This window comes from Cronobacter turicensis, assembly GCF_041222865.1.
GTDB lineage: Bacteria > Pseudomonadota > Gammaproteobacteria > Enterobacterales > Enterobacteriaceae > Cronobacter > Cronobacter turicensis.
On sequence record NZ_CP165997.1, the window covers coordinates 556,249 to 566,673 of the forward strand.

A 10,425-nucleotide genomic window follows, 5' to 3' on the forward strand; every position below is an offset into this window, starting at 1 on the left:
AACGCGCGTCTTGTACCAGCTTGCTGCGCATCAGCTCAGATCGTGCAGATCTTTGCCGTTGGGCGGCCCGAGGCGAAAATCGGAGAAGACAATCTCCAGCCCCGCGCGCGACGGCGAACAGCACATCGCGCCGAGGAAATAGCGTTCAGCGTCCGGGAACGGGCACAGGCGCAGCAGCGGCCAGGTTTCACCGTCAGTGGAGTATTGCAGACGCAGGCAGTGATTCTGATGCGTCAGGCGCAGCCAGAAATGCTTTTGCGCCGCAGGGAAAATCCCGGTCGCCCAGTCGGAGCGCTCAAGCGTCAACACGCTGCCAATCATCGGCTGCGCGTCGTTATACTCAATACCCGCTTTCAGCCAGTGCTGCTCGTCCGCCATCAGGAACAGCCCCGCCTGGTCATACAGCGTGGTGAAATTGCCCTCGACGCGCACCTGGAAGGTAAACTCACCGGTGACCTCCGTACCGAACACATGCCCGGAATGGCGCTGAAAGCCATACCAGGTGGTTTGCCAGAAATCGGTTTGCGCATCGGTGGTGACATGCAGAGCGTCACTTTCATGCCGCCAGCGTGCGGGTTCATTCAGCCAGCGCCAGTCCGCCAGATTTTCCATCGGTCTTCTCCCTCATAAATGTGCCTGAATTATAGCCGGGCACGACGCGGGCGGGAGGCTAACGCGCCACCTGTTTCTGGTAGCGTGCGGGCGTAATGCCGTAGCGACGGGTAAAGGCGCGGGTGAGGTGCGGCTGATCGGCAAGACCCACGGCGGCGGCGACCTCGGCGGGAGGCAGCCCGGCGGCGAGAAACTGTTTGGCGCGCCACAGCCGCACCGCCATCAGCATCTGATGCGGCGTCACGTCATAGCGGGCTTTAAACTGGCGCTGGAAATGATAAGGGCTGAGCGCCGCTTCGGCGGCAATCGCATCCAGCGTCAGCGGCTGCATATAGTTTTCGTAGAGAAAATCGCGCACCCGGTCAAAACGGTGCGCGCCTTCGGTGGTCTGCGGCGGGTGGCGCGCGTAAGGGCGGAACGTATCGATAAGATCGAGCAACAGCCCCTGTTGCGCCAGCGTATCCGGCGCTGACCAGAGCGCGGCGATAAGCTCGCCAGTCTGGCGTGCGCGTAGCGGATCGTGACGCTCCACGTCGCCAAACCACCAGTGACGCTCGCCGGTGAGTTGCGCCAGCGTCTCAGGCTCCAGATAGATCATCCGGTAGCGCCAGCCCTGCTGGGTCGCCGCCTCGCCGGTATGCAGTTCATCGGGGTTCATCGTGACCAGCGAGTTGACCGCCGCGACGTGCTGCGCGCCGCGATAGCGAAAGCGCTCGGCGCCGAGTTCGATAGCGCCGATGCCAAAGGCTTCATGGGTGTGGGGCTCAAAGGCGTATTGCGCGATATGGGCGTGATAAAGCTCAACGCCTGGCAGGGCAGACAATTGCCGGAAGCGGGCGCTGTCGCGTTCGTCGGTGAACTGATCGGGTACGCCATGCACGGGAGCTCTCCACAAAGGGGTGAGCTGCCATTATAAGAACAACGGTGGCCTTCGCCACCGCAATTAACAATTAATTAACCTGACGGTTATTCGATGCGGGAGAGGTCAGCGTCGTTGCAGCCGGCGTTACGGCACTCACGCTCGATGCTTTTCAGCAGCGTAATACGAGCGGCCATTTTCTCATTCGCGCAACCGAGCAGCAGCGTGGAGCCTTCCGCACATTCGTGATCGCGCACTTTCAGCCAGGAGATCTGGGCGTTTTTCACGACCTGTTTTTGCGCAGGCGAGAGCGCCGACATGGTGTTTTTATATTGCTGGTTGAGATCGCGGTCGCCCTGAACCATTTCCAGCGCGGCGCAGTAGGTGACGTCATACGGGCTGCGCGGGTTATCACAGCTCATGGACCACGCGGCGGCGCTGCACAGCAGCAGCGGGAGTGCGAGAAGGTGTGCTTTCATGAAGATCCCTGTTTTCGGTTTATTGTTTTGAGCGCCTTTGGCAGGCGCTCGCATTGTATCCGGCAGGCACAGGGAAAGCAGCCTGCCAGATTTAATATTACGGTTTCAGACTCTCACGCAGGCTCGTTTCAAGCGAGGTAGTAGGGCGGCCAATAAGCGCGCTGAGCTGGCGGCTGTCGTCAAAAAGGCCGCCTTTAGACGCGCCGATATCGGAATCCGCCAGCAGTTTCGCAAAGCCTTCCGGCAGGCCCGCGCCCGCGAGCGCCGCGGCGAAATCCGCCTCGCTCAGATTCTGATACGCAACCGTTTTGCCGGTCTCTTTACTTAACAGCGCGGTCAGATCGCGAAGCGTCCAGGCGTTGTCGCCCGCCAGTTCGTAAACGCGACCGGCCTGGTTATCAAGCGTCAGCACTTTTGCGGCGGCTTCGGCGTAATCCTGACGGCTGGCGGAGGCGATTTTCCCGTCGCCTGCGCTGCCGATAAACACACCGTGCTCAAGCGCAGGCGGCACGCTCGCCAGATAGTTTTCGGTATACCAGCCGTTACGCAGCAAAACGTAAGGAATACCGGCATCCGCGAGCATCTTTTCGGTCGCGACGTGTTCGTCGGCAAGCCCCAGCGGCGAGCGGTCGGCATGCAGCAGGCTGGTGTAGGCGATGAGCTTAACGCCGGCGGTTTTCGCGGCGTCGATAACGTTGCGGTGTTGCGGCGCGCGCTGGCCCACTTCGCTTGAAGAGATGAGCAGCAATTTTTCCACGCCCGCGAGCGCCGCGGTAAGCGCCGCCACGTCGCCGTAATCGGCCGCGCGAACCTGGACGCCTTTGGCGCCGAGCGTCGCGGCTTTCGCCGGGTTACGGACAATGGCGACAATTTCCTGTGCCGCCACGGTGTTCAGCAGGGTATCAATCACGCGCTGGCCAAGGTGGCCGGTGGCTCCGGTAATCGCAATCATGGTCTTTTCCTTTGTATCAGGTGGGTGTTGTGGCACACTATCACTCAAGCTAACTTTTAGTAAGTACGTACAAAAAGGTAAGTATGAAATGACCCTTCCCACCCTGAGCGAGCAGTTACGCGACGGCAATCTGTTTGCCGAAGAGTGCCCGTCACGCGATGTGCTGAAACATGTGACCAGCCGCTGGGGCGTGCTGATCCTGGTGGCGCTGCGCGATGGCACGCACCGTTTCAGCGATCTGCGGCGGAAAATGGGCGGCGTGAGTGAAAAAATGCTGGCGCAGTCGTTACAGGCGCTGGAGCAGGACAGTTTTGTCGACCGCGTCTCTTATCCGGTGATGCCGCCGCACGTGGAGTACAGCCTGACGCCGCTCGGCATGGAGGTGAGCGAGAAGGTGGCCGCGCTGGCCGACTGGATAGAAGTCAACCTGCCGCAGGTGCTGGCGAACCGTGGAGACCGGGCGGCCTGAGCGCCGGGTTCTGGCGCTGAAGACAGGATGCCGGGTGCGGCTGCGCCTTACCCAGCCTACGAGGGGAGTGGTTGGCGTGAGCGCCGGGTGCGGCTGCCGCCACATCCGGCGCTGAATGCTGTTATTTCGTCAGATCCAGCTGATACACCGCAAAACCGATATCGTCTTTGCCAACGCTGGTCATCGGGTATTGCGCTTTCTCTTTGATAAATGCCGCCGCTTTGTCGGAAGGCGATGTCTCGAAGCGAATATCGAGCTTGTGGCTGCTCGCGATCGGCGCGAGGCGCCAGTTGTTATCCGCCGCCGGGTGGATTTCACCTGCGCGTTTGGTTTCGGCGCCAATCCAGGCGGCCAGCACCGCGCGGTTCTCATCTGGCGACGCGAAGGCGATATGGCTGTCGCCGGTGCCCGCAAACTTCCCGCCGTAAGCGCGATAGTTATTGGTAGCCACCAGGAACGTCGCTTTCGGGTCGATGGGCTTGCCGTTGAACGTCAGGTTTTTAATGCGCTCCGCTTTCGGGTTTATCTCCTGGCATTCACCGTCATAGCGGGCGGGCTGCGTCACGTCTATCTGGTAATTTACGCCGTCGATAACGTCGAAGTTATAGGTGCGGAAACCGTCCCAGTTCAGCAGCGCCTGCGGTTTCGTGCTGTTGACGTCAATCTGGTTAAACTGCCCGGCGGAGCACTCCAGCCACGCTTTCACTTCCGCGCCGGTCGCCTTCACCACCACCAGCGTATTCGGGTAGAGGTACAGATCGGAGGCGTTGCGCAGCGTCAGCTGGCCTTTCTCCACTTCCACAAAGCTTGCCGGATCGTTTTTACGCCCGCCCACTTTAAACGGCGCGGCGGCGGAGAGCACCGGCAACGTCGCCAGATCCGGATCGCCCTGAATAAAGTGTTCGACGTACGCTTTCTGGGCGTTGTTCACCACCTGTACGGTCGGATCGTCCTGCACCAGCGCCAGGTAGCTGTACATCGGGTCGGCAGATTTCCCGACCGGCTGGCTGACAAACTGGCGCGTGGCGTCGTGATCCGCTTTCAGGACATTCACCAGCGCCGGATCTTCAGCGGCGAGCGATTTCTTCGCCTGGGTGTCGTAGATCGGGCGCGCTTCGGCTTTGCTTTGCGTCACTGTCCACTTGCCGCTGTCGTTATTCAGCACCAGATCGACGATCCCCAGATGATCGCCCCACATGCCCGGCATCACCGCCGGAACGCCATTCAGCGTACCTTTCGCGATATCCGCGCCTTTGATGGCGGCGAAATCTTTACCCGGGAAGACCGCGTGCGCATGGCCGAAAAGAATGGCGTCAACGCCCGTCACCTGGCTTAAGTAATAGACGGAGTTTTCCGCCATGGCCTGGTATGGCTCGGCGGAAAGCCCGGAGTGCGCGACCACGACCACCAGATCGGCGCCTTCCGCGCGCATTTGCGGCACATATTTGCGGGCGGTGTCGGTGATATCGTTAACCGTGACTTTGCCGCTGAGATTCGCTTTATCCCAGGTCATGATTTGCGGCGGCACAAAACCGATATAGCCAATTTTTAGCGTATGCGGCTTGCCGTCTTTATCTTTTACTTCGGTTTCTTTAATCAGATAAGGCGTAAACAGCGGCTTTTGCGTTTTGGCGTCGATGATGTTCGCATTGACATAGGGGAATTTCGCGCCAGAGAGCGCCTTATGCAGGTAATCGAGACCGTAATTGAATTCATGGTTGCCGAGGTTGCCGACGGCGTAATCCAGCGTGTTCAGCGCTTTGTACACCGGATGCACGTCGCCCGCTTTCAGGCCTTTGGCGGCCATGTAATCGCCAAGGGGGCTGCCCTGGATAAGATCGCCGTTATCTACCAGTACGCTGTTGGCGGCCTCCTGGCGCGCGGCTTTGATTAAGCTTGCGGTTCGCACCAGACCGAACTTTTCAGTAGGCGCGTCTTTGTAATAGTCAAAGTCCATCATGTTACTGTGCAGGTCGGTGGTTTCCAGAATGCGCAGGTCCACCGTGGCGGCGTTCACGCTGGCGGCGACCAGCGTGGCTATCATCGTTGCACTAAACTTAATCATCAGGCAGGTCCTTTTTCAGATCGAAGCCACAAAAGTTTATGTATCTATCGTTTGTTGCTTACAAAAATGTGAATCCTGCCAGAAAAAAAGGCAGGGAAACCGGAATCGCTTCACAGATAGCGGAACAAGACGCAATGCGATATAAAAATCATATCGATAAAACAAGGTGTTAAATCCGCAGCCGCGACGGACTGCGAAACGAGAAAGAGGTGGATGACAATGTTAGAACAGATTTGCCAACTGGCGCGCGAGGCAGGCAGCGCCATCATGGAAGTCTACGAGGGTCACAAGCCGCTGGAAGCCACCCAAAAGGTTGATGATTCGCCGGTGACGGCGGCGGATATCGCAGCGCACGCGGTGATTGTCGCCGGGCTGAAAGCGCTGACGCCGCAGGTGCCGGTGCTCTCCGAAGAAGATCCGCCTGGCTGGGACGTACGTCAGCATTGGCAGCGCTACTGGCTGGTGGACCCGCTCGACGGCACCAAAGAGTTTCTCAAGCGCAACGGCGAGTTCACGGTCAATATCGCGCTGATTGAAGACGGTAAGCCGGTGCTCGGCGTGGTGTACGCGCCGGTGCTGAACGTCATGTACAGCGCGGCGGAAGGCAAAGCGTGGAAAGAAGAGTGCGGCGTGCGCAAGCAGATTCAGGTGCGCGACGCGCGTCCGCCGCGCGTGGTGATAAGCCGCTCCCACGGCGACAACGCCGAGCTTAAGGATTATTTACAACAGCTTGGCGAACACCAGACCACATCCGTAGGCTCATCGCTGAAATTCTGCCTGGTGGCGGAAGGAGAGGCGCAGCTTTATCCGCGATTCGGGCCGACCAACGTCTGGGATACGGCGGCAGGCCACGCCGTGGCGGTCGCCGCCGGGGCGCAGGTTCACGACTGGCAGGGCAAAACGCTGGATTACACGCCGCGTGAATCGTTCCTGAACCCCAGCTTCCGGGTCACTATTTACTGAGTAACTGTTGCAGCAGGTTCATTACCTGCTGCACTTCTTCCTGCGTCAGGCCGCCGTCTTTCGCGTACCGCACGCGCCCGTCTTTATCCAGCACCACGATCGCCGAGCTTCCCGATTCCAGCTGCCAGGCTTTCTGGGCCACGCCGTTGCTGTCGACGATAAACTGCGACCACGGGTACTGCTGTTTGTTGCTCTCAATGCTGTGGCGAACAAACATGCCGGTGCCGGGGATAGCGTCGTCGCTGTTGACCACCGTTGTGGTCTGGTAGCGGTCATGCGGGAATTTCGCGGCTTTGATGGCCTCAATCAGCCCCGCGTTTTTCTCTTTCGCCGAGGTCCGTCCGGCAATATGTTGCAGCACTCGCACTTTTCCAGGTAACTGCGCGCTGTTCCAGTTTTTGTAGCTAAACTGATCTTTATTCAGCATCAGTTCGCCTTTGTCGTTAATGCCGACAGGCGGCACGCGCTCGTTCTCTTTGAAATTGTGTGCCGAGGCCATCAGTGGCAGCAGCAGGCAGCTCAGCGCCAGCATTCCGCGCAGGGTCATAGGTGGCTCCTTCTTCGTTTTGCAGGTGATCGGACCACTTGGGTCCATTGCTTTTTAGCTTAATTGTTAATTTTCTGTTTTCACGCAACCAGAGTGCCAGTTTGCGGGCGAACGCACATAACCCGCGTAAAAAGCGGCATTCTCCTGCGCTTTTTAGAGTTTTGAAAAGAAAATTCTGAAAGAATGTAATAAAAGCGTAAATAAAGTCAGGCAGAGTGGGTCCTCCCGACGAACTGGTCTATAGTCATCTGGCAACAAATTTTGCGCCTTAATCATGATGGTCCAAATGTGGTACCACGAGGGCGTAATTCAGCAGGAGAGAACAATGAAAATTTTCCAACGTTACAACCCGCTTCAGGTGGCGAAGTACGTGAAGATCCTGTTTCGTGGACGGTTGTATATCAAGGATGTTGGCGCTTTCGAGTTTGATAAAGGCAAAATCCTCGTCCCGAAAGTGAAGGACAAACAGCACTACTCCGTCATGTCCGAAGTCAACCGTCAGGTTATGCGTCTCCAGACCGAGATGGCGTAACGACAGCGTTGTGCGTATGCAGTAAGACAAACGGCCCCGATGGGGCCGTTAGTGTTTTGAGGCTCAGGCGGCGTTTTGCTCGTCCGGCAGTTTAGGCGTCAGTACACCCGGCTTGTTGTCGATGCGCGTCACCAGCAGCTGGTCGATGCGGTAGTTATCGATATCCACCACTTCAAACTTATACCCGGAGAACTTCACCGAATCGGTGCGTTTCGGGATTTTGCGCAGCATAAACATCATAAAGCCGCCGATGGTCTCGTAGTTGCCCGACTGCGGAAACTCGTCGATATCCAGCACGCGCATGACGTCGTCAATCGGCGTACCGCCGTCGATAAGCCAGGAGTTCTCGTCGCGCGCGACGATCTGCTCTTCCAGCCCCTGACCGACCAGGTCGCCCATCAGCGTGGTCATCACGTCGTTCAGCGTGATAAGCCCCACCACCAGCGCGTATTCGTTCATGATAACCGCGAAGTCTTCACCCGCCGTTTTGAAGCTTTCCAGCGCTTCGGAGAGGGTCAGCGTATCCGGCACGATCAGCGTATTGCGGATCTGCACGCCGCTGGTCAGCAACAGGCTCTGATTGGCCAGCACGCGGTTCAGCAGGTCTTTGGAATCGACATACCCGATGATGTGGTCGATATCCTGATTGCAGACCAGGAACTTGGAGTGCGGATGCTCCGCCACCTTGTTTTTCAGGCTCTGCTCATCTTCATGCAGATCAAACCAGACGATGTTTTCGCGGGAGGTCATGGAGGACGGCACGGTGCGCGACTCCAGCTCAAACACGTTTTCGATAAGCTCGTGCTCCTGTTTGCGCAACACGCCCGCGAGCGCGCCAGCTTCCACCACCGCGTAGATATCGTCGGACGTGATGTCGTCTTTACGAACCATCGGCAGTTTGAAGATGCGGAAGATCACATTCGCCATGCCGTTAAAGAACCACACCAGCGGGCGGAAGATGAACAGACAGAAGCGCATCGGGTTGATGATACGCAAAGCCACGGCTTCAGGCGCAATCATACCGATGCGTTTCGGGGTCAGGTCGGCGAAGAGAATGAACAGGCTGGTGACGAGCGTAAAGGAGAGGATAAAGCTCACCTGCTCGGCGGCCTCAGGCGAAATAAACCGCACCAGCAGCGTGTAGAACGCCGGGGAAAACGCCGCATCGCCCACGATACCGCCAAGAATGGCGACGGCATTGAGGCCAATCTGCACCACGGTAAAGAAGGTGCCGGGGTTTTCCTGCATCTTCAGCACCCGTTGGGCGTTGATGTTGCCGTCATCGGCCAGCAGCTTGAGTTTGATTTTACGGGAGGCGGCAAGCGAGATCTCGGAAAGCGAGAAAAAGGAGCTGACGCCAATGAGACAAAGTATCAGTAAAATACTGTTTAACATATCTTATCCAGCCATAGCCGGATCCTCGGAAGGGAAGTTGATTATTGTGTGAAAACACGGTGAACGCAGGTCTGTAGAGAAGGAGGCCTGCAAATTCAAAGGGTAGTATAGCGTAAGCCCCTGTGGGGCTGCCAGAGGGCTTGCGCAACGGGTGAAGAAAGCGCCCGCCGCGCGGATAAGCGGCGGCGGGGCGAAGGGTCAGATTTGCGGCGTAGTGTTATACGCCGGGAGCATCAGCAGCAGGTTTTCTGTGGTGCCAGCCGGGTTGAACGTGTCGTTATTGTTCTTATGGTCGCCGCCGATATACCACGCTATCTCTGTTTTCCCGGCGGCCAGCGCGGAGCTTCATCGTGGGCGCCCACCAGGCGGAGCTGTCCGCTGTGTTGTCGCAGGTGGTTTCCGGCTGGTTTCGTAGCCGGACGTAGTCAGAAGATGCGTCGGCATATCGTACATCATGATGGCGTCATCGCCTGCGGTAGGGTGATAAGCGCAGAGTGCATGCGCCTGGGGCCAACCCAGGCGGAGAAAAGGCACTCAGGCCGGTGATAACCGGGATCAACGAACGTAACAGCGTGGTAAGTTTCATGGCATGTCTTCGTCACCAGGGTCGGTTGAGGCATACCATGGGCGCGTGTCTTAGCGCCTCTCATCAGTTATCACAAATCCTGATAAAACGATGAGTGATGAAGTGATGAATTGTTACGCTTCGGGCGGCAGACAGACGCCAATCCCGCCGATACCACAGTAGCCGTACGGATTTTTATGCAGGTACTGCTGGTGGTCATCTTCGGCATAATAAAACGGTTTTGCCGGGGCTATCTCGGTAGTGATGTGGCGATAGTCGCCTGCCGCTTCCATCGCCGCGCGGAAACGATCAAGGCTTGCCTGGGCTGCAGCCTCTTGCTCTGGCGTCAGTGGGTAAATTGCCGAACGGTATTGCGTACCAACGTCGTTGCCCTGACGCATCCCCTGCGCCGGATCGTGGTTTTCCCAGAACACCTGCAACAGCTGTTCGTAGCTGATGACTTTCGGGTCATACACCACGCGTACCGCTTCGGCATGGCCGGTTTGTCCGCTGCACACTTCGCGATAGGTCGGGTTTGGCGTATAGCCGCCGGTATAGCCCGCTGCGGTGCTGTAGACGCCCGGCAGGGGCCAGAAGAGTCGCTCCACGCCCCAGAAGCAGCCCATGGCGAACAGTGCGACCTCCATGCCTTCCGGTACATTGGTCATTGAATGGCCGGTGACGGTATGTAAAGCGGCCACTGGCATACGGGTGTTACGTCCCGGCAGGGCTTCCTCTTCGGTAATCATCTGTTTCTTATCAAAAAAACTCATGGGGCCGACCTCCTGAAAAATGTTGCGCGTGCAAATTCTCGCCTGCGGTTGTCACGAAGCGGCTCTTTGCCCACAATAAACCTTTTAAATACGACTAAATTAAACATAAGAAATATTTGGGTGATCGTCTTTATTTCAACTCCATTTACCGGAGTTTTGTCAGGCCGCGGAGCGGCGTCAGGTTTCCTTCCAGGGGTGGGAATAAGGGATATTC

Annotated in this window: 11 protein-coding genes and 1 pseudogene; 3 read left to right on the forward strand and 9 right to left on the reverse strand. The window is 57.6% G+C overall.

Annotated elements, in window-relative coordinates:
* Positions 1–30: 30 nt before the first annotated feature.
* The 4 genes from AB8W27_RS02680 to AB8W27_RS02695 all read right to left on the reverse strand — a co-directional run bounded on the left by AB8W27_RS02680 (position 31) and on the right by AB8W27_RS02695 (position 2,902).
* Positions 31–612: a DUF1349 domain-containing protein gene (locus tag AB8W27_RS02680; RefSeq protein ID WP_015742577.1), complete on the reverse strand. Its 582-nt coding sequence runs from the start codon at positions 610–612 to the stop codon at positions 31–33.
* 58 nt (positions 613–670) lie between these two features.
* Positions 671–1,492 carry an AraC family transcriptional regulator gene (locus AB8W27_RS02685; protein ID WP_041923957.1) on the reverse strand — a complete coding sequence of 274 codons (822 nt, stop codon included), beginning with the start codon at positions 1,490–1,492 and terminating at the stop codon, positions 671–673.
* Between the two features lie 86 nt (positions 1,493–1,578).
* Positions 1,579–1,950: a lysozyme inhibitor LprI family protein gene (locus AB8W27_RS02690; RefSeq protein ID WP_041923956.1), complete on the reverse strand. Its 372-nt coding sequence runs from the start codon at positions 1,948–1,950 to the stop codon at positions 1,579–1,581.
* A 97-nt stretch (positions 1,951–2,047) separates the two neighbouring features.
* Positions 2,048–2,902, reverse strand: a complete 855-nt coding sequence (locus AB8W27_RS02695) for an SDR family oxidoreductase (RefSeq protein WP_015742574.1) — start codon at positions 2,900–2,902, stop codon at positions 2,048–2,050.
* 88 nt (positions 2,903–2,990) lie between these two features.
* Here AB8W27_RS02695 and AB8W27_RS02700 point away from each other — a divergent pair, with 88 nt between their 5' ends.
* The gene (locus tag AB8W27_RS02700) at positions 2,991–3,371 is read left to right on the forward strand and encodes a helix-turn-helix domain-containing protein (RefSeq protein WP_015742573.1); all 381 of its coding nucleotides are present in this window, start codon (positions 2,991–2,993) and stop codon (positions 3,369–3,371) included.
* Between the two features lie 121 nt (positions 3,372–3,492).
* Here the strand turns inward: AB8W27_RS02700 and AB8W27_RS02705 are convergent, their stop codons facing one another.
* The gene (locus AB8W27_RS02705) at positions 3,493–5,436 is read right to left on the reverse strand and encodes a bifunctional 2',3'-cyclic-nucleotide 2'-phosphodiesterase/3'-nucleotidase (RefSeq protein ID WP_041923955.1); all 1,944 of its coding nucleotides are present in this window, start codon (positions 5,434–5,436) and stop codon (positions 3,493–3,495) included.
* Between the two features lie 219 nt (positions 5,437–5,655).
* Between AB8W27_RS02705 and cysQ the strand changes: the two genes are divergently transcribed.
* On the forward strand, positions 5,656–6,399 hold the full coding sequence (gene cysQ / locus AB8W27_RS02710) for a 3'(2'),5'-bisphosphate nucleotidase CysQ (protein ID WP_041923954.1): 744 nt from the start codon (positions 5,656–5,658) through the stop codon (positions 6,397–6,399).
* Here cysQ and AB8W27_RS02715 read toward each other — a convergent pair.
* Positions 6,389–6,946, reverse strand: a complete 558-nt coding sequence (locus AB8W27_RS02715; protein ID WP_041923953.1) for a YtfJ family protein — start codon at positions 6,944–6,946, stop codon at positions 6,389–6,391. The two genes, cysQ and AB8W27_RS02715, sit on opposite strands and share 11 nt — an antisense overlap.
* A gap of 325 nt (positions 6,947–7,271) precedes the next feature.
* Here AB8W27_RS02715 and AB8W27_RS02720 point away from each other — a divergent pair, with 325 nt between their 5' ends.
* Positions 7,272–7,478, forward strand: coding sequence for a DUF1107 domain-containing protein (locus AB8W27_RS02720; protein ID WP_004387562.1), 207 nt, complete (start codon positions 7,272–7,274; stop codon positions 7,476–7,478).
* Positions 7,479–7,541: 63 nt separating this feature from the next.
* On the opposite strand, the gene AB8W27_RS02725 is transcribed toward AB8W27_RS02720, so the two are convergent.
* From AB8W27_RS02725 to msrA, 3 genes and pseudogenes are all read right to left on the reverse strand, one after another.
* Complete coding sequence (locus tag AB8W27_RS02725; RefSeq protein ID WP_015742569.1) at positions 7,542–8,873, reverse strand: hemolysin family protein; 1,332 nt, start codon at positions 8,871–8,873, stop codon at positions 7,542–7,544.
* Between the two features lie 319 nt (positions 8,874–9,192).
* Positions 9,193–9,459 (reverse strand): annotated as a pseudogene (locus AB8W27_RS02730) (hypothetical protein); the annotation flags it as partial.
* A gap of 113 nt (positions 9,460–9,572) precedes the next feature.
* Positions 9,573–10,211: a peptide-methionine (S)-S-oxide reductase MsrA gene (gene msrA / locus AB8W27_RS02735; RefSeq protein ID WP_015742568.1), complete on the reverse strand. Its 639-nt coding sequence runs from the start codon at positions 10,209–10,211 to the stop codon at positions 9,573–9,575.
* Between the last annotated feature and the right edge of the window lie 214 nt (positions 10,212–10,425).